Source organism: Desulforamulus aquiferis (assembly GCF_030577015.1).
Classification (GTDB): Bacteria; Bacillota; Desulfotomaculia; order Desulfotomaculales; family Desulfotomaculaceae; genus Desulfotomaculum; species Desulfotomaculum aquiferis.
Map to the genome: position 1 here is coordinate 98,261 of NZ_JARPTC010000013.1, position 19,482 is coordinate 117,742.

Consider the following 19,482-nt stretch of genomic DNA (forward strand, 5'->3'; position numbering starts at 1 on the left):
GGGACTCCGTTACCATATAAGGCATTTTCATATCAACCATTTCAGGTTATATGTTATCTATGGGTAGTTTAACCAAATCGAACATATGTTTTAAGACCTAGTATCTTTTTGTTTCCATAGACGCCCTACTTAGGTAATCCCAGGTTATCCTTATATCATAATTTATCTCTTTCGTTTAGGTTCCTTTTCGACATTTACCTCTGATAGAGGTTGTGAAGGAAGTGTCCTTTAAGCCTTAATGCAAATTTTAAACATTAGGCATCTTCCTCAGCTACCAATACTAGACATCTTAGGTAGCCCCAGCCCTTACTTGGCACTTTGTCTGGGATTCAAGCAGTGTAGCTTTGACCATGCGAAAGATTTCCGTCTTGCCATTCATCTGTACCCTAGATGACTTAGGGTAGGTTATGACTTTTCAACCATGTGGTGGTCGCCCATTCCTTTCGGTTAGGGGTAAGGTTGCTGACGGTAACTCATAGGACTGAGTTATCTACTTTCCAGTAGCAATGATATATAGGACTCGTTACAGATATGGTTATGCTGCAACTTCCTGGCACACAAACTTTAGCGCCCTGCCGCCAGTGGTAACTTCAGGCGAGCCATAGATTACGCCCACCTTCTCCCTGATCTGGTTAATGAAAATTACAATGGTCTTAGACTTACTTACTATACCGGTAAGCTTCCTCAAAGCCTGGGACATTAATCTTGCCTGCAGCCCCACATGGGTATCACCCATTTCCCCTTCAATCTCAGCCCTAGGTACCAGGGCGGCAACCGAGTCAACCACCACCACATCAACTGCGCCACTACGCACCAGAGCTTCACAAATTTCCAAAGCCTGCTCACCTGTGTCCGGTTGAGAAACAAGCAGGTTTTCAGTGTCTACCCCTAAACGCCTGGCATAAACAGGGTCCAGGGCATGCTCTGCATCAATAAAGGCAGCCATACCGCCTTGTTTTTGGGCTTCAGCTATTACATGCAGGGCTACTGTGGTTTTACCGGAAGATTCAGGACCATAGACTTCTACTACCCGTCCCCTAGGTACTCCTCCAACTCCCAGGGCAATATCCAGCGACATGGCGCCTGTTGAAATGGATTCGATGTTAAGTTTGGTAGACTCTCCCAATTTCATGATAGATCCCTTACCAAACTGTTTTTCTATTTGTGACAAGGCGAGTTCCAGAGCTTTTGATTTATCTGACATAGAATCACTCCTTTATATAATATAAACATATGTTCGGTCTCTTCCATTATAAGGTATCTTTAAATAACTGGTCAATTAAAAACTCCTAAAAACAAAAGTTCAAATTTAAGCATCCATGCCCAAATTTGAACTTTACATTAAGTCTTATTTTCTTGCGCGGGCTGGTTCGACAAATAATCTCCGGCCCCTTATAGTTTGTCTGTGCAAACATCCGATTACACAATTTGCCCAATCCTCGGGGACTTCTACAAAGCTAAAGTTTTCGTAGATATTAATGCTGCCAATTTTGGCACCGGGTATTCCTGACTCTTCGGAAACAAGCTTGATAATCTCTGCAGGGGAGGTACGATCCTTGCGCCCAAGGGTAACAAATAATCTTACCATGCCGGGTCTGGCACCTGTATTGCCAAAGTTAAATGTATCTAAATCAACATCCTCGCTGGCCGGTTCTAAATCCAGTGAAAGTTTTAGAGCGGCAGCTGCTATATCTATAGGATCGTACTCATCAACCAATGAATCTACAATGGAACGATAATAACCTAGCTTTCCTTCCTCAATGATTTGTAAAAGCCGGTCTTTAATACCCTCCCTTTGCCTTTCCGCAACATCAGCGATACTTGGCAGCCTTTCCCTGCGGATTTTCGTCTTAATAATATTTTCTATCAATCTTAATTGACGATATTCCCTTGGAGTTATGATGGTTATGGCTACACCGGATCTGCCTGCCCGTCCGGTTCTTCCAATGCGATGTACATAAAACTCCGGATCTTGGGGAATATCATAATTGATAACATGGGACACACCTTCAATATCAAGTCCCCTTGCTGCCACATCGGTAGCCACCAGCAATTCCACTTCACCTGATCTAAACTGTCTCATAACTGTGTTTCTCTGTTGCTGGCTAAGATCACCATGTAATGATACAGCTGTATAGCCCCTGGCCTGCAGACCTGCCACCAGTTCGTCTACGCCCCGCTTAGTTCGGCAAAATACAATTCCCTGGGTTATTTCTGTTATGTCCAGCAATCTACAAAGTGCTTCTAGTTTATGCTTTTCGGGTGCCTCATAAAAGACCTGTTCGATTTGAGGGACAGTTAAATTAGCCTTACTTACAGTTACATATCTCGGCTCAGTCATATACCTGTGGGCCAACCGGGAAATTTCCTCCGGCATTGTGGCCGAAAACAAAAGGGTCTGTCTCTCATTGGGTGTATGTTTTAGAATATCTTCAATATCATCAACAAAACCCATATCAAGCATTTCATCAGCTTCGTCCAAAATTACTAAATTCACCTGATCAAGCTTTAATGTCTGGCGGCGCAGGTGATCCAATAAACGTCCAGGGGTACCTACAACCACCTGAACACCCTGCCTCAAGGACCTAATCTGGCGATCAATGGATTGACCTCCGTAAATGGGCAGTGCCCTGATTCGCCGATACCTACCGATTTTAGATATCTCTTCCCCCACCTGAATGGCTAGTTCCCTAGTGGGAGTAATAATAATAGCCTGCACTCCTCTTCTTTTAAAATCAATTTTTTGACTTAGAGGAATACCAAATGCTGCTGTCTTTCCTGTGCCGGTTTGGGCCTGTCCAATAATATCATAGCCAGCTAGCACCAGTGGTACCGCAAGCTGTTGAATTGGAGTGGGTTCTTCAAACCCCATTTCAATTAATCCATCTACAATCTTAGGGTCCAGTTCAAGCTCACCAAAAAACTTAGGAACATTTTCGTGACTCATTAATTTCCTTCTTTCCAGCTATAATTATTTTCCTTGCAAAAAGTGCTTTGCCATCTTAAGGGCTGCATTTACTGTGCCATTTCTTATGGCTGTTCTTTCACCAGGGAATATGTACTCTCGGAAACAGGTTCCTGTTGGTGAAGACAACCCAATATATACAAGTCCTATAGGTTTACCCTCTGATGAGGATGGCCCGGCAATACCGGTAACCGCAAGACCAATATTACTACCAAGTTCTCTACGAACACCCTCTGCCATGGCAATGGCAGTCTGTCTACTTACAGCGCCAAACTGTGTCAATATCTCCTGGGGTACTCCTAATATTTTTTCCTTAACATGATTATTATAAGCAACTATGCCACCCATTAAATAGCGTGAGGCCCCAGGTATATCTGATAATCTAGCTTCAATTAGCCCCCCAGTACAAGTTTCAGCAACCCCTAAAGTTAGACCGGCATCAATTAACAGTTGTCCGACAACCTGTTCAATCTTCTCTTGATCCTCAGCAAATATATACTGAAAAAGTCTGCGTCTTACCTGCTCTGAAAGGAGATTTACCAAATTTGAAGCCTCTTCTAAGGTCTCCCCCTGGGCTGTAATCCGTACTTCCACAACACCCGGTTGAACTAAGAAAGCAATCTCCGGGTTACCCATACCACATAAATCATAAATTAACTCTTGGACTGTGCTTTCACCAATTCCTGTAAGCTTAAAGGTTTTGGACGTACATAATACACCCCTGTGTGGGAGGTTGTTTAAATATGGTACTACGGAGGCCTCGAACATGGTCTCTAATTCCCAGGGAGGACCTGGCAATATAATAATTGCCTTCTTTTCTACCTCAACAATAGCGCCTGGCGCTGTCCCCCTACTATTAGGTAAGATTCTGGCACCTTCCGGGAAATAAGCTTGCTTTGTATTATTAGAGGGCATTTCTATGCCTCTTTTGGCAAAATGACCCTTAATGGCCTCTAGGGATAACTGGTCCAATTTCATGTCCAGTTCTAATACTTCTGCCACAGTTTCCTTTGTTAAGTCATCTATGGTTGGCCCAAGCCCTCCGGTAATAAATATTAAATCAGCCCTTTCCAAGGCCTGAAGTAAAACTAATCCCATTCTTCCCCAGTAGTCGCCAACTGTGGTATGTTGTATTACCTCAATGCCCATTTCCGTTAGCCTACGGCCAAGATATTGGGCATGGGAGTTTAGGACTTCTCCTACCAACAGCTCGGTTCCAGTAAAAATTATTTCTGATTGCACAGAGATCACCTTTTCTAACTTAATCTGTTAATAATTCGCCGGTACTTTTTATTTTCCTGTTTGACTTTAACACATCTATTACTTATTTTAAACCTTATATACATAAAAATACAAAACACTGAAAGAACCTTATTTGGTTTCTTTCAGTGTTTACTTTAATTCTTTCTTTATGCAACTGCTAATCCATTCATAATGCTTCTGAATTCTTCACCGTTTATTTTTTCTTTTTCTAAAAGGATTCCCATTACCGTGCTTAAAAATTCCTTTTTTTGAAAAAGATAACTCAAAACTCTTTGTTCTTGATTTTTTATAATATCAGCAACTACTCGATGTTTTGTTTCCATAGGCAGGTGTTCAAAATTTACAACTCCCATTTCAGACATACCTGTTCTGATTATTGTCTCTGCAGTTTGCAAAGCTTTTTCATAATCATTTGATGCACCTGTGCTGCGATTGCCCAACACTACTTCCTCAGCAGATGAGCCAGCTAGCATAATGGCAATTTGATTTTCAAGATAGTCTTTAGTATATAAATAGGTGTCATCCTCTGGATTTTGACGCATATATCCTAAGGCCCCTCCCCGGGATGTTACTGTCAATGTTGATACTGAACCGGGTCTTACCATCTCGCTTATCAATGCATGTCCAATTTCATGAATGGCTACCCTCTTTAGCTCCTCCGGATTAGGCCTCCGGTCAAGTCTTTCACCCATGATAACCTTATCTACGGCTTCATGAAAATGTCGATAATGAATCTCTTTAAGACTCTCACGCATAGCCAAAATGGCCGCCTCGTTGGCTAGGCTTTCCAAGTGTGCTCCGGAAAAGCCAAAGGTTTCCCTGGCTACTAATTTCAAGTCAACATCACTGGCTAAGGGCTTATTACGGGAATGGAGTTTTAAAATTTCTAAGCGCCCCGTCTTATCCGGTAATTCCACCTTGATCTGACGATCAAATCTACCAGGTCTTAATAGCGCTGGGTCCATCATGTCCACTCTGTTTGTGGCAGCCATGATCAAGAGTCTAACAGAGTCATCAACCTTTAGACCGTCCATCTCCACCAGCAGAGCGTTAAGTGTTTGATCATATTCCATATGGCTGGAGTTTTGACCCCTTTTTGCTGCTAACACTTCTATCTCATCCACAAAGATAATGGCAGTCTTTTTACTTTTTTTCTTAGCAGTGTCCCTGGCTGTTTGGAAAAGTTTACGCACCCTTTGGGCACCCACTCCTGCATACATCTCAACAAAATCAGAACCACTGGCTGAAACGAACACCGAGTCAGTATAACTGGCTGCTGCCCTAGCCATTAAAGTTTTGCCTGTTCCCGGAGGACCGGTCATAAGAATACCCTTAAGTGGTCTAATTCCCAGACTCTGTATTTCTCTGTGATTTCTAATAAAGTCTAAAGCCTCTTTTAGCTCTTTAATGGCCGAACCTTGTCCACCAATATCATCAAAGGAGATCTCTTGCTTCTTTTCAGGCCGGGAGGTATTGCCAAAGCCCTTAAGCATTCCCCTAGCATTGGCCATATAAAGAAACACTCCCCCAACCAACAGCAAGAATATAAATGGCGTTACATCATAACCGGCTATTAAAGCAAAGACTAAAAGGGCTGCTCCTAATCCAAGGCTAATTTCCTTTAGCAACTTGGCCACCTCCTTGTCCTGCAACCGGCTTATCTAAATTTTGTCTGGGTATCACTTTATTAAGAGAATAACCATCATTTTTCATTTCAATATATATATTATTTTGGTCAATAAATACCTTTCCATCCACACCATATTTTACTGATGCTTCTTCAACCTTACTGGCTACCTCTGGAAAATTGCCGGCTATTTGAGCCTGGTATATTACATAGTGGCTATCAAAAAATGCATTCTCCAGTGCACTATTAGGCTCACTTTCTATTTCTAATACATAGGGAGTTTTACCCATAACCTCATTGGTTAGTTGGGCTATTTCCTGGTAGGAAGTCATTAGGTCTGGTGCTTCTTTCGATAGTTTTACTTTTACAACCGATTGGCTGCTGTTGTTTACTACTGTATAGTCCTCAACGATTTGGTTGCCTCCTAAAACCTTATTTAATGGTTGTTGGAAGATAAATTCTTTGTAAACTATTTGGCCCCCAAAGGCTAAAGCCAATCCGCCAACAAAAGCCAGGCAGACAATTGATAGTTTAAGGCCGTGCCATTGCATAAGCCATCATCCTTTCCGTTTCACATACCTACTGCTATATAAACACACTGAAAGGCACCCAGTGAGTAAATAATATTTTGGCGTGCCTTATTGCTATACCAGTATAACATGATAGTATATACGATTCTCCAAGAAAGTATTGCCAACAAAAAAACCGGGAAGCATGCTCCCCGGTCAATAATCTCCCTTTTTTAATAAATGCCAACCTTTACTCATGTAGTCCGCTCCGGACCAAATGGTAAAGAATACTGCAACAGACATGGCTACCATACCAAAGTCAAAACCAAATATTTGAATAGCAAAGGTATGTAAAAACATAGCCACAATGGCAACAATCTGAGTTACAGTTTTCCATTTCCCCAATTTACTGGCTGATATAACTACCCCTTCGGAAGCTGCAATTGCCCTCAAGCCGGTTACCATAAACTCACGTCCAATGATAATGACTACTACCCAGGCGGCCAATTTATCGAGCTCCACTAAAACTATTAGTGCTGCAGAAACAAGAAGCTTATCAGCAAGGGGGTCCATAAACTTACCCAGGGTTGTAACCTGCTTATTCTTCCTGGCAAAATAGCCATCTAACCCATCGGTGCTGGCTGCAAGTATAAATACTGCTGCCGCAATAAAATCTCCATATTTTATTCTCATGGTAACCACAGCCAGAAAAACTGGAATTAAAAAGATTCTGGCCAGGGTTAATCGGTTTGGTAGATTCATTGGGCCAACTCTCCCATCAAATCATACTCCAGAGCACGGTTTATTGTTACCTTTACGATATCACCCACGCTCAATTCCCTTGGACTCGAAAACTCCACAGTCCCATCAATTTCCGGGGCATCTAATGATGACCGTCCAATATATATATTCCGGGACCCCTCTACTAACTCCTCCACCAGTACCTCTAAAACCTGGCCTATCCTAGCCTGGTTGTGAGCCAGGGCTATGTCCTTCTGCAAACTCATGGCCCTATGGTAGCGCTCTTGTTTTACATCATCAGAAATTTGATCCGTCATGGTTGCTGCCGGGGTTCCTTCCTCCTGGGAGTAGGTAAATACACCGGCGCGGTCAAACTTCATTTCCTTCATAAAGGCAAGAAGCTCTTGAAAATCATTTTCAGATTCGCCGGGAAAACCTACAATAAATGAAGTTCTGAGCACAACCCCTGGGATCTTTTTCCGAAGATCCTTTACTAGGCTGCGTATCTGTTCTTGATTTACCGGACGTCCCATGGCTGAAAGAATTTTGTCACTGGCATGCTGAATAGGTAAGTCAATATATTTACAAATGGTGGGAGTTTCTGCAATTATATCAATTAATTCATTGGTAAATCTGTTTGGATAACAATACATTATACGTATCCACCGGAGACCTGTGACTTTCCCCAACCTATTAAGCAGTATATCAAGGCTGTATTTGCCATATAAATCCAATCCATACCTTGTAGTATCCTGGGCAATTAATATTACTTCCTTAACACCCTTTGCTACCAAGTTTTTTACTTCAACTTCAATGGACTCAATGGGTCTGCTTCTAAACTTACCTCGTATATCTGGTATAGCACAGTAAGCACAACGATTATCACAGCCTTCAGCTACCTTTACATAGGCAGTATAATGAGGTGTGCTTAATAATCTTGGTAAGTGCTCATTATAAATGAATTGTGGCTCGCTTATATGGGATATGCGTTCTTGGCCCAAGGCCTTATTGACTATATCTGAAATCTCCTGAACATGTTCCGGCCCAACCAGGGCATCGATCTCAGGCATTTCTTCCAGAAGCTCTGAAGAATATCTTTGGGCTAAACATCCTGCCACCACCAGCACCTTACATTTACCAGCCTCTTTATACTTTGCTAACTCAAGAATATGACGAATGGACTCTTCCTTTGCCGGCTCAATAAAACCACAAGTATTTACTATTAAAACATCGGCATTTTCTTCTTTACTGGTAATTTCAAATCCTGAATCCTTTAAAATGCCAAGCATTACTTCAGAATCAACCAGATTTTTAGGGCAGCCTAAACTTACGAATCCAACTTTAGTGGGCATAGCTGCTTCCTTTCTCATTTCTCGTTGACGTTATGTCAAATGACTAAAATGTTCTGTAGTTTGTAAATTCAACGGGAATATTTAAATCCATTTCTTTAATAACATTAATAGCGGACTGTAAGTCATCCCTATTTTTCCCTGACACCCTTACCTGATCACCTTGAACGGATGCCTGCACTTTTACCTTACTGTCCTTAATTCGTTTTACAATCTTTTTGGCAATATCCTGCTCAATTCCCTGTACCAAGGTTATTACCTGTTTAACAGTATTGCTGGCTGCAGGCTCAACCTTTCCATAACGCAGGGCCTTTAAATTAATCCCCCGTTTAACCATTTTACCTTCCAATATATCTATAACGTTACGTAATTTAAAATCATCATCACTTACCAGTGTAATTTCCGGGTTTCCCTCAAAGCTAATACTACTTTTACTACCCTTGAAATCAAACCTGTTTTCAATCTCCCTGGTGGCTTGATTCACTGCGTTGAGAATTTCCTGCATATCAACTTTACTAACAATATCAAAGCTATTTTCTTTAGACATTTATTTACCTCCCAACCTAAACTCTTTAAATTATAACACAATGGGTAATGTTGTCAAAAATCCTTTGGTTTTTTTGTTATACTAGGATCAAGATATTTTAGGAGTTGCTTAAGGTGTTGCATTTTCATGGTAGCTTTCCTGTAGATTATAACATCATAGCCATCATTGGGCCTAGAACCCCTTTAAGTAATGTGCCGGCTACTGTGATGACCCAGCATCAGCGAGACTGTCAAGTTGCCTACGAGCTTGCCCGTCTGGCGGCAAAAAAAGGAATCGTTGTACTATCAGGGCTAGCTACGGGTATTGATACAGCCGCTCACCAAGGGTGCCTTGAAGGTGGAGGAATCACCGTGGCCGTCCTTCCCAATGGTCTCTCTGCTCCTGTGTACCCGCCGGAGAATACCGAACTGGCAGAACAAATTGTTGCAGCAGGCGGTTGTCTAGTAAGCCAGTTTAAACCTGAGCAAACTCCAAAAAAGTGGACCTTTATTGCCCGGGATAAAACCCAAGCCCTTCTTTCCCAAAAAATTATTGTGGTAGGTACATTTCCCCCGGAAGGAATCATTACAGGTGGAACAAAATACTGTGCTCACTGGGCTAGAAAAATGAATAAATCCTTATACCATTATAGGCAGGTTAATAACTGCTATAAAGTTTTTAAGGATGATCAAGTAATAATAAGAAAATAGCCGAAACATATCTTTAGATTATATCTATATAGGGAATAATAAACTCGTCTATGTGACGAGTTTATTATTTGTATAAGTATTTGTAATTTTTAAATAATTTAAGTATGACTTGATATTTTTTTCACTATTCTATATTATATGAAAAAACCTTGGGAGGTGCTTAATTTGTTAGTTGTTCGTAGATTATCCTTAGAGGAAATAATAGACTTAGAATGGTTAGCCATGTTGGTAGATCAAGTCTTGGAATATAACAATTACACTGTTCCATTGGAAGAAAAACATCTTAAAATGATTCAACTCTCAGTGAACGGTTCTCTAGATATTGAAACAATTGCCAGCTATGTTGTTGACTACCTTTCTCCTGAAGCTATTGATTTTCAATATCAATATACAAATCATACACTGATACCTCAGGATGAGGTTGGATAAGCAAATTAAGAATGTTGTAAATCCTTGGTCAGTTAATTTAAATGTGGTATACTTTTTCTTAAAATGGCTAAGGAAGGTTGAAAAGAGTTGAAGAGAAAGTACGACTGGAAATTTATTGTTGGTACTATAGGTTTTATCTTAATTGGCGTAAGTATCATTTTCCCCGAACAGTCCTGGATACTAATATTCGGAGCAGTCTTATTTGCTGTGGGTATGTTTAGAAGAAAGCCAAAGAAAAAACGTTAAAAGAATTTCAATCTAACAGTTGCTTAAAAGGCAGCTGTTTTTTTGTGAAAATATCGGAGTAAAATAAATTTCACCTTGGCAAACTAGGATTAATAAATTTAATGGGGGTGATAATTATTATTTATCGAGATAGTACTTGGAGATACCCAAATGCTGGTTTTTGGGCAGTTCATGCCGTTTCTTTGGCTGCTATGGGATTATTAGCCTATAAGGCTATGGATAGGCATTGTGGCATGGGCTTTACAGAAAACATGTCCTATCCAGAGCAAGTACCTCAAACAAAAGAGCCCCAGGAAGACCAGTTTTAACCCGACCATAGGTCGGGTTATCTTTTTCCATAGATCAATAATCCCAGTCACAAAAAGGATTTTATTCACTTCCTGTAGAAACTTTAATCGAGGTGATGAGCTTGCATATTCTTTGGATTGTATTTGGTTTGATAGGAGCCATTTGGATCTTTTGGGACACGCGCAATCAGGGATATACTTTTCCTGCCTCTTTTCGCTGGGCCATAGGGACGTTTTTAGTTCCTGCAGCGGTAATACCCCTATATTTAATGCAGTCAAACCTAAAGTCGAGACAAAAACCTCCCAGGGGAAAACCACAAGACGTTACTTCAGAAATGTTTCAACGCTGTAATTATTGCGGAGAGTTTTATCAAGGAAATCCAGAACATTGCCCAAAATGCAAAAGATTGTTAAAAGAAGATTAGGGTCTAAATATAATCCCTAATCTTCTTAATTATCTTAACCCCTATCCACCTCTGGAGTTTGACCAGCAAAGAAGTCTTTCTTAACTACTTTACCCTTTTCGCCTAATTTCCCTAAATCCTGACCATTTACGTTTGCCTCAACTGCCCCGGCATTTCCTACATGAAGGAATATTTTTTCCCTGGCCTGAAAATCTTTCATCTCACCAGGGGCAACCAGTCCTGAGAAAACTGTATTTCCATCTGCAACAACTTGCATCCAACTTTCATTTTCGGTTACCCTTAATACCACCCTTACTCCATCATTAGGCTGGACTGGTCCCTGAGATTGTCCATTGGAGGACGGTGTACCGGCGTTGTTAGCATCTCCTGGCTGTCCTTCTACAACCCTTGGTACATCAGGCTTGTTTTGTTCGGGGCGTGCTCCGGCGTTATAAATAGCATTAATGCCTATTAATGCCACCACAGCAAAACCTGCAACAATATATCTCCATCTTTTAGAGGCTGTAAGATTTGTAGCTTCTTCACTCACCCTATTTTCAACAACAACAGGTGTATCTTCCTGCCCACTATTATACTCAGACATTATTTCATCGATATTTAAGCCAAGATATTTCGCATAGGTTCGTAGAAATGCCTTTGCATAAATTGGTCCTGGTAGAACGTCGTATTTCTCGTTTTCTAAAGCCTCAAGATATTTTGCCCTGATTTTAGTGGCTTCCTCAAGGTGTTCGAAAGAATACCCCTTTGCTATTCGTGCGCTCCTTAACGCTTCTCCAATAGGCATGGCCCTTCACCTCCGTTTCACAATGGGACACCATACTCAGGTAAAGTTTTAACCCACTCCGCTATTCTCATAGAGCATTCCTCAATATTAGTGCAGTCAACAGATAGACTATAGCTATCACTAGGTTTGTCCGGATATTTATATAATGGGTCATAATAACTTGATAATAGAAAGCTAAATACCTCTTCAAAATTCCTTTGGGCTAACTTTTCATTTAACTCTTCCACTTTGTTAGTACCTAAAGATTTTCTTAGCATACTGGTGCATTTTTGTAATTCTTCGATATTACTATCAGGTCCCACAGTATATTCATCAATTATTCTCTGGACACGTGTATGTAAATCAGTATAAAGAAGAATTTTGTATCCGCCACCCATAGAATTCATTACCGAAGCCGGCACAATTAGTTTACCCACTCTTCTACTTTCGCACTCAACAAAAACAACACCAGCTGCCTCTGCTGAAACAAGAGCCTTGACAGCTTCAGCCTCAAAATCCTTTTGGGAAGGTGATGGTGGCAGGCCAATTTTACCATAGGCCGACCCTCTGTGTCTTGCTATATGTTCAAGATCCAGAATAGGTAGTCCCATATCAGCTAACCTATTTAATACCAATGTCTTGCCAACTCCCGTAAGACCACATAAAACAATACTTTTGTGAGGAATGGCTTCCCTGTCCAGATAGCCATGAACATACCTTCGATAAGCCTTGTACCCGCCCTGAATTCGGCATACATCTAGCCCGAGGGAATTCATCACGGCCCAGGTATATTTGCTTCTCATACCTCCACGCCAACAAAATAGTAAAACCTTTTTTTCATTGGCCAGATTACTTATCTGTTGGAACAGCTTTGGTCCTTTAGGTCCTGCAATTTCAAGTCCTAACGCCTTAGCCTCTGCAGTGCCAATTTGTTTATAAACGGTACCTACTTTAGCCCTTTCCTCATTGTTAAATAATGGTATATTTACTGCTCCGGGAATTGAGCCATCTTCAAATTCTCCTTCAGAACGCAAATCTATCAAACATGCATTCTCTAATTTGAGTGCTTCTATAATTGGAATATCCTTTAGCATAATCTTTACATCCTTGCCGACATCTATTCTTCTGCCTATCCTGTATTGCAACGACAGTATAGCATGTGATTAGTGGAAGATCAACTTTGGAACAATCGATAATTCTATTGACCGGGTGTTTTTTTCCCTTTAAATGTCTGAAGGTATTGTTCCATAGTCATTAAGATGGCTCTGGGTTTGCTACCTTCATATCCACCTACAATACCTTTCTTTTCCATGATATCAATTAGTCGAGCAGCCCTGGCATAGCCAATGTGCAGCCGTCGCTGGAGCATAGAAATAGAGGCATGACCAGTTTCAATCAATATTCTAACTGCCTCGGATAGTAGTTCATCTTCTACCTCCTGTTCTACTTGCTCCTTTGGTTCTTCCTTAGCAACTGACTCGTCATAGGTAGGCTCCGATTGTTTCTTTAAGAAATTCACAACATCTTCTACCTCACGATCCGATAAATATGCTCCTTGAACCCTTAATGGTTTAGATGCACCCACCGGGAAAAACAGCATATCTCCCTTACCTAAGAGCTTTTCAGCCCCAGCCATATCCAGAATTGTCCGGGAGTCTACCTGAGAAGACACCGCAAAGGATATCCGGGAGGGAATATTGGCCTTAATAAGGCCGGTTATTACATCAACTGAGGGACGTTGGGTAGCTACCACCAAGTGAATACCGGCAGCCCTGGCCATTTGTGCCAATCTGCAGATGGCATCTTCCACATCAGCCGGTGCAACCATCATTAAATCTGCTAACTCGTCGATGATTACAACAATGAGGGGTAATTTCTTTTGACCTGGACCTGGGTCCTTATCATTAAAGAGGCTATTATATCTACCAATATCACGCACCCCTGCATTGGCAAATAATTCGTATCTTTTCTCCATCTCCCTAACAGCCCATCTAAGTGAAGTAGCAGCCTTTTTAGGGTTAGTAACAACTGGAGATACCAGGTGGGGAATTCCATTATAGGTTGCTAACTCCACCATTTTAGGGTCAATCATTAAAAATTTAACTTCCTCTGGTGTTGCCTTAAATAAGATACTGGCAATCAAGGTGTTAATGCATACACTTTTTCCTGCTCCTGTGGCACCTGCAATTAAAAGGTGCGGCATTTTTGTTAGATCCGCCAGAATAGGTGTACCCGCAATATCTTTTCCGAGGGCGACAGTTAACCTGGATTGGGCTCCGCCAAATTCCTTGGATTCAAGGAGGTCCCTCAAATTAACCATGGAGATTTCTCTGTTGGGTACCTCAATGCCTACCGCTGCCTTCCCCGGAATGGGAGCCTCAATTCTAACATCCGGTGCAGCCATGGCAAGGGCAATATCATCAGCCAGGCTTACAATTCTGCTTACCTTAACACCTGCCGGGGGCTGTATCTCATAGCGTGTAATGGCTGGTCCCCTGGAAACCTGAGTTACCTTTGCTTTGATACTAAAGTTGTCTAATGTTTCTTCAAGCTTGGAAATATTATCAGTAATATCTTTAGCACTTGAAATATTCTTATTGCCCCTTAAGGGACGAGACAATAATGACAATGGCGGCAGCTTAAAGGCGGTAATATCGTTTAAGGACATTTGGGTATAGGAAACGTTTTCGTCTTCCTCCCAGTGTTCCTTTTCGCCTAATTTTTCAGGTAATATTCCCTCTTCGGATTTAAGTTCACAAGTAAGATCTATTGGTCCTGTTCTTTCTAAAGTATCTGCCAAGGGGTATTTTTCAATATCGTTTGTGCTATCCATAAATTGCACCTTACCCTCGGAATTATTGATAATTACAGCTCCAGGAGGCAAGGTATCCTCAAGGCTATTTTTACGTGACTTAGAATCCTCCTCAACATCTGTAAACAGGAAGTTATTTAATCTGCTTCCCGTACCCTTAATAGATGTCTTAACTTTTGAGGTGGTTTTTCTGGCCATAACTGAAACAGAAAGGTTAGTCATCAGCAATATTCCCACTACAAATCCTGAGGTGAGCAATATGTAAGTACCTGCCTGTCCAAAGGACTGCAGCATTAAAAATGCCATAATTGAACCGATTAGCCCACCTCCTTCACTGGCTTTAACGGGATCTACAATTGTCATAAGTACTTCTAGAAAAGTATTTTCCATGGGAGTCATAAGACTTAATGTGGTTAGGGCAATTATAAATATCAAAATTGCACCGTAGGCTTTTATGTTTACTGGCGTACGTCCCCTCTCAACGATGAGCTTTATACCAAACATCGATAAGAACACCATTAATGTAATACCACCAAAGGTTCCAAATAACCCCTTGATTACTCTGCCTACAAATCCTCCCACTGCTCCAAGGGGCGTATCTGCGAAACTAATAAGTCCTAATACAGAGGCAGAAACCAGGAGAATACCAAATATTTCATATTTTAGGTCATCCTTTAGTTTTTTAAGAAACTCCAATGTCAGGCACCTCCTTTGTAATATATACTACAGAAATTTCCAAAATCCTTTTGGCTCTGCCCTCTCAGTTACTGATATAAAAGTGCATAATTTTCACCATTATTAATCATATTAACACAGGATAGTTAAATATTCCTAATTTAAGAAAGGAGGCTACTACCTTGCCACATGCTAAAGGGCAAATTACTACCAGGGAATTAATTGACTTACAGGCACATCTTATGTTAGAGACTAATTTGGTTGGCCAGTTTAACCACTTTGCCAGGGAATGCACTGATCCCCAACTCCAAAGAATGTGCCAAGATATGGCTAGAAGCCGTATGAGTTGTTACCAGCTTTTATCCCAGCACATGAATATCGGGAATATGCAATAAGAAAGGAGGCACATTTATATGAAACAGGACCAAGTAACAGATAAAAACCTTTGTATGTCCATGATCAACCAATTAAAGTGGGATGCCACCTGCCTTACTCAAAAAATTCTTGAGACAAGTGACCAGCAACTGCGTCAAGACTATATCAATGTACTAGATCGTACCTTTGCTGAGCAAAAGCAATTATATGATCTAGCCAATCAATATGGCTGGCATCAACCCATGATGGCTGATCAAAGCATGATTAGCAAGGTTCAAAGTGGTTTGCACAATTTGAGCAATGAAATTCAGCAGAGCATGATGAGCATTCATCATCAGCAAGCTCAACAGCAGGGTATTCAAGCACCGACCTATTATAACACAATGGATTTTGGTCAGGGAATGACCAATTCCGTTAACCAGCAGCAGCAATTACAATACCAGGGATTAGGACAACAACAGAACTATAATCGCTAAACATAAATTAGTCGGCACCCCACGGTGCCGACTAATTTATTATATTTTGAATTTTTAGGTGATCAGACCTGGATATACATTTTGATTGAGATAATGCTCGGGATTTGAACTGTTAATGCGGACAACCCTTTTTTGTCCATCCCCAATCTTCTCAAGTAAAACCGGAACGCCCTCCACTTCTGATTGCTCATAATTCAAATAGCTATTTTCTTCGAGTCCATCTAAGACCTGTTCAGCAGGCAAGGGTGTCCATAAAATCATTGCAGAGGAACCCCCTTTTGCTGTCTATTTTCCTCTATCAGCTGTTTTAATTTTTCAAGGGCCTGACCAATGCCGCCAATTTCGTCGATAAGTCCACACTCCACTGCATCCTTGCCAATCATCACTGTTCCAATATCCCTTGCTAATTCACCTGTTCTAAACATCAGTTCTCTAAAACACTCCTCCGTTACCCTAGAGTGCTGAGTTACAAATCTTATTACCCTATCTTGCATTTTGTCTAAATATTCATAGGTTTGGGGAACACCAATAACCAACCCGTTAAGTCTTATGGGATGTATGGTCATTGAAGCAGTTGGTGCAATAAAGCTGTATCTGCCGCTTACTGCGATTGGTACACCAATGGAATGTCCTCCACCCAGCACCAAGGTAACAGTTGGTTTAGTCATGGTTGCCACCACTTCGGCAATAGCTAGACCAGCCTCCACATCACCACCCACTGTATTGAGTATCAATACTACTCCTTCAACCTCATCAGATTGTTCAATGGCCACTAATTGGGGGATTACATGTTCATACTTTGTTGTTTTGTTTTGCCCTGGAAGAATAATATGGCCCTCAATTTGGCCAACTATAGTTACGCAATGAATATTGCTCTTTACCTCTGGTACTGCAGGTGTCCCCAACTCCTTAATACTTTCCAAGGTTCCCCTGGATTGACCCATTATGCGTTTTGGTGGATTTCCTGGAACACCCGGCGCAGTTTGAGGTGTCGGTATTGCTCCCGGCGGCTCAACGTTTGGGTTACCGGGTACTGCTCCAGGGTTATCGTTTTTGACTATTTCTGTCACAAGATTCCACTCCTTATTGTTGATCTCCATCACTATTTACTTTAGTATGCTTTTATGTCGCCAGCATAATGTATGGAATAAAGAATTAGTATCGAAACATACTTTTGAAAATCTTAGCTTATATTGATAGATTATATAAAGATAGAAAAGCTCCCGTCCTTTAGGCGGAAGCTTCTTAGCGTTGAGAAACTACCTATCTTCGGGTTTTAATAATCCCTCACGACTCCTCTCTCCGCAGCGGGCAGCGCTAAACGCTCTCTTCGAGCGAAAATGGGCCGCCTTCGAGTAAACATCGTGTTTACCTCAGGCTTGCCCGGACGTCCATGTCCGGGCACCCATTTTCGCATCCTCAGCTTCGCGAAGCGCTGTATCCACTGCTCCGAATGTCGCTGTTCGGGATTATTAAAACCCAGGTGTACCTTTTCAAAAGTCTGCAAAAGCTCCCGCCCTATAGGCGGAAGCTTTTACTACACTTCCATGATGATTGGTAAGATCATTGGCCTTCTCCTAGTTCTTTCGTATAAAAACTTGCCCAAGTCATCTCTAACCTGGGATTTTATTGCAGCCCACTCACATATTCCCCGGCTGCTACATCTTTCTAAGGCTGCTTTAACCTTAACCTTAGCCTCTTCCATTAAGATTTCCGACTCCCGAACGTAAACAAAACCTCTTGATACAATATCTGGTCCCGCCAGTACCTGGTTATTCTCTTTACTCATGGTGACCACTACAATCAAAATACCATCCTGGGATAGCTGTTTTCTATCCCGTAGGACGATATTGCCTACATCACCTACACCAAGTCCGTCCACCAAAACCTTGCCCGAGGTCACCCTTCCCGCCATGCGACCATATTTGCGGGTAAACTCTAAGACTTGTCCATTTTCGGCCACAAACGTATTCTCAGTTGGAATACCTAAATCCCTGGCTAATTCAGCATGTCTCTTCAGCATTCTGTACTCACCATGGACTGGGATAAAGAACTTAGGTTTAACTAAATTAAGCATTAGTTTTAATTCCTCTTGGCTTGGGTGTCCAGAAACGTGAATTCCTGAGGCACCTTCATAGATAACCTTAGCCCCCAGTTTAAAAAGTTGGTCAATAATTCGAGCAACCAATTTTTCATTACCAGGAATAGGGGTAGCAGAAATAATCACCGTGTCTCCCGGCATAATATCTACCTGCCGATGATCTGACATGGCTATACGGGTTAGTGCCGACATTGGTTCACCTTGACTGCCTGTTGTTAACAGTACCACCTTATTCTTAGGTAATCTTGCAGCTTCATCCAATTCAATCAAGGTTCCTTCAGGAATATTTAGGTAACCCAATTCACTGGCTACAGTCATTACATTAACCATACTTCTGCCCACCACAGCCACATGTCGCTCGTATTTATGAGCAACTAAAATTGCCTGTTGTAAACGATGAACATTGGAAGCAAAGGTGGCAATAATTATCCTTTCCTTGGCATGTCGAAAGGTTTCGTCAAATGTATTGCCCACAACCCGTTCAGACATAGTATAACCAGGACGCTCAACATTTGTGCTGTCAGACATCATTACCAGCACACCCTTTTCTCCCAGGGCAGCAAATTTATGCAGATCTATTACTTCACCGTCAACCGGGGTTTGGTCAATCTTAAAGTCGCCTGTATGCAGCAGTGTTCCCACAGGAGTATGTATAGCCAGAGCCATGGCATCAGGAATACTATGAGAAACTCTGATAAACTCCACCTTAAAGGGACCTATCTGGATAATATCCCTTGGTTTAACCGTCTGCAGGTGAACTTGATCAACCATATGATGTTCCTTTAGTTTTCCGTGCACCAAGCCAAGGGCCAATTTAGATCCATAAACAGGTACATTTATTTGCCTAAGTACATAGGGCAAAGCACCAATATGGTCTTCATGACCGTGAGTAAGCAAAATACCTCGTACATATTCCTTATTTTCCAAGAGATAACTAATATCTGGGATTACAATGTCAATCCCCAACATTTCCTCTTCAGGAAACATTAAACCACAGTCAATGAGTACAATATTATCCCCAAATCTCACCGCAGTCATATTTTTACCGATCTCGCCTAATCCTCCTAAGGGGATTACAGCTAATTTTGGTTCTTTTGCCAATACCGCACCTCCTACTTTAAAAAAAAGTGAAATTATGTTGAAATGAATAATTATCAGGGTGAGAAACTAGGAGAAGGCGGGGAAATATTCTCATTTGCTGTG

At 41.4% G+C, this 19,482-nt stretch carries 19 protein-coding genes and 1 pseudogene; 6 read left to right on the forward strand and 14 right to left on the reverse strand.

All coding sequences use genetic code 11. From position 1 onward, the window contains the following. Nucleotides 1-559: 559 nt before the first annotated feature. The 8 genes and pseudogenes from recA to P6N53_RS09470 all read right to left on the reverse strand — a co-directional run. Nucleotides 560-1,204: pseudogene (recA, locus tag P6N53_RS09435) on the reverse strand (recombinase RecA); the annotation flags it as partial. A 144-nt stretch (nucleotides 1,205-1,348) separates the two neighbouring features. Next, the gene (locus P6N53_RS09440) at nucleotides 1,349-2,947 is read right to left on the reverse strand and encodes a DEAD/DEAH box helicase (RefSeq protein WP_304542594.1); all 1,599 of its coding nucleotides are present in this window, start codon (nucleotides 2,945-2,947) and stop codon (nucleotides 1,349-1,351) included. Between the two features lie 24 nt (nucleotides 2,948-2,971). Then, a complete protein-coding gene (locus P6N53_RS09445) occupies nucleotides 2,972-4,216 on the reverse strand; it encodes a competence/damage-inducible protein A (protein WP_304542595.1) in 1,245 nt (414 codons plus the stop codon). A 158-nt stretch (nucleotides 4,217-4,374) separates the two neighbouring features. Beyond that, complete coding sequence (locus tag P6N53_RS09450; protein ID WP_304542596.1) at nucleotides 4,375-5,856, reverse strand: AAA family ATPase; 1,482 nt, start codon at nucleotides 5,854-5,856, stop codon at nucleotides 4,375-4,377. Next, nucleotides 5,840-6,406, reverse strand: a complete 567-nt coding sequence (locus P6N53_RS09455) for a hypothetical protein (RefSeq protein ID WP_304542597.1) — start codon at nucleotides 6,404-6,406, stop codon at nucleotides 5,840-5,842. Before P6N53_RS09455 ends, P6N53_RS09450 begins: the two co-directional genes overlap by 17 nt. Nucleotides 6,407-6,580: 174 nt before the next feature. Next, a complete protein-coding gene (gene pgsA, locus P6N53_RS09460) occupies nucleotides 6,581-7,126 on the reverse strand; it encodes a CDP-diacylglycerol--glycerol-3-phosphate 3-phosphatidyltransferase (RefSeq protein WP_304542598.1) in 546 nt (181 codons plus the stop codon). Further along, entirely contained in the window at nucleotides 7,123-8,457 is a 1,335-nt protein-coding gene (rimO, locus tag P6N53_RS09465; RefSeq protein WP_304542599.1) for a 30S ribosomal protein S12 methylthiotransferase RimO, read from the reverse strand. The genes pgsA and rimO overlap by 4 nt, the downstream gene beginning before the upstream one ends. Before the next feature lie 43 nt (nucleotides 8,458-8,500). Beyond that, on the reverse strand, nucleotides 8,501-9,001 hold the full coding sequence (locus P6N53_RS09470; RefSeq protein WP_304542600.1) for a YajQ family cyclic di-GMP-binding protein: 501 nt from the start codon (nucleotides 8,999-9,001) through the stop codon (nucleotides 8,501-8,503). A gap of 113 nt (nucleotides 9,002-9,114) precedes the next feature. On the opposite strand from P6N53_RS09470, the gene P6N53_RS09475 reads away from it, so the two are divergent. The 4 genes from P6N53_RS09475 (at nucleotide 9,115) to P6N53_RS09490 (ending at nucleotide 10,673) form a co-directional block, all read left to right on the forward strand. Then, complete coding sequence (locus tag P6N53_RS09475) at nucleotides 9,115-9,690, forward strand: DNA-processing protein DprA (RefSeq protein WP_304542601.1); 576 nt, start codon at nucleotides 9,115-9,117, stop codon at nucleotides 9,688-9,690. Nucleotides 9,691-9,846: 156 nt separating this feature from the next. Then, a complete protein-coding gene (locus P6N53_RS09480; RefSeq protein WP_304542602.1) occupies nucleotides 9,847-10,119 on the forward strand; it encodes a hypothetical protein in 273 nt (90 codons plus the stop codon). A gap of 87 nt (nucleotides 10,120-10,206) precedes the next feature. Next, nucleotides 10,207-10,365 carry a hypothetical protein gene (locus P6N53_RS09485; protein ID WP_304542603.1) on the forward strand — a complete coding sequence of 53 codons (159 nt, stop codon included), beginning with the start codon at nucleotides 10,207-10,209 and terminating at the stop codon, nucleotides 10,363-10,365. 101 nt (nucleotides 10,366-10,466) lie between these two features. Beyond that, nucleotides 10,467-10,673, forward strand: a complete 207-nt coding sequence (locus P6N53_RS09490; RefSeq protein WP_304542604.1) for a hypothetical protein — start codon at nucleotides 10,467-10,469, stop codon at nucleotides 10,671-10,673. A gap of 438 nt (nucleotides 10,674-11,111) precedes the next feature. Here P6N53_RS09490 and P6N53_RS09495 read toward each other — a convergent pair whose 3' ends face one another. From P6N53_RS09495 to P6N53_RS09505, 3 genes are all read right to left on the reverse strand, one after another. Next, nucleotides 11,112-11,861 carry a helix-turn-helix domain-containing protein gene (locus P6N53_RS09495; protein ID WP_304542605.1) on the reverse strand — a complete coding sequence of 250 codons (750 nt, stop codon included), beginning with the start codon at nucleotides 11,859-11,861 and terminating at the stop codon, nucleotides 11,112-11,114. Nucleotides 11,862-11,878: 17 nt separating this feature from the next. After that, nucleotides 11,879-12,934, reverse strand: a complete 1,056-nt coding sequence (gene mnmH, locus P6N53_RS09500) for a tRNA 2-selenouridine(34) synthase MnmH (protein ID WP_304542606.1) — start codon at nucleotides 12,932-12,934, stop codon at nucleotides 11,879-11,881. A 104-nt stretch (nucleotides 12,935-13,038) separates the two neighbouring features. Further along, on the reverse strand, nucleotides 13,039-15,348 hold the full coding sequence (locus P6N53_RS09505) for an FtsK/SpoIIIE family DNA translocase (protein ID WP_304542607.1): 2,310 nt from the start codon (nucleotides 15,346-15,348) through the stop codon (nucleotides 13,039-13,041). 161 nt (nucleotides 15,349-15,509) lie between these two features. Between P6N53_RS09505 and P6N53_RS09510 the strand changes: the two genes are divergently transcribed. Together P6N53_RS09510 and P6N53_RS09515 are read left to right on the forward strand one after the other, a co-directional pair. Beyond that, nucleotides 15,510-15,722, forward strand: a complete 213-nt coding sequence (locus tag P6N53_RS09510; RefSeq protein ID WP_304542608.1) for a hypothetical protein — start codon at nucleotides 15,510-15,512, stop codon at nucleotides 15,720-15,722. Nucleotides 15,723-15,740: 18 nt separating this feature from the next. Then, nucleotides 15,741-16,178 (forward strand): spore coat protein, encoded by a 438-nt coding sequence (locus tag P6N53_RS09515; protein WP_304542609.1) that lies wholly within the window; start codon nucleotides 15,741-15,743, stop codon nucleotides 16,176-16,178. Nucleotides 16,179-16,232: 54 nt separating this feature from the next. Here the strand turns inward: P6N53_RS09515 and P6N53_RS09520 are convergent, their stop codons facing one another. The 3 genes from P6N53_RS09520 to P6N53_RS09530 all read right to left on the reverse strand — a co-directional run bounded on the left by P6N53_RS09520 (nucleotide 16,233) and on the right by P6N53_RS09530 (nucleotide 19,380). Beyond that, on the reverse strand, nucleotides 16,233-16,439 hold the full coding sequence (locus tag P6N53_RS09520; RefSeq protein ID WP_304542610.1) for a YlzJ-like family protein: 207 nt from the start codon (nucleotides 16,437-16,439) through the stop codon (nucleotides 16,233-16,235). Beyond that, nucleotides 16,436-17,278, reverse strand: a complete 843-nt coding sequence (locus tag P6N53_RS09525) for a ClpP family protease (RefSeq protein ID WP_373323027.1) — start codon at nucleotides 17,276-17,278, stop codon at nucleotides 16,436-16,438. The genes P6N53_RS09520 and P6N53_RS09525 overlap by 4 nt, the downstream gene beginning before the upstream one ends. A 437-nt stretch (nucleotides 17,279-17,715) precedes the next feature. Continuing rightward, the gene (locus P6N53_RS09530) at nucleotides 17,716-19,380 is read right to left on the reverse strand and encodes a ribonuclease J (RefSeq protein ID WP_304542612.1); all 1,665 of its coding nucleotides are present in this window, start codon (nucleotides 19,378-19,380) and stop codon (nucleotides 17,716-17,718) included. Between the last annotated feature and the right edge of the window lie 102 nt (nucleotides 19,381-19,482).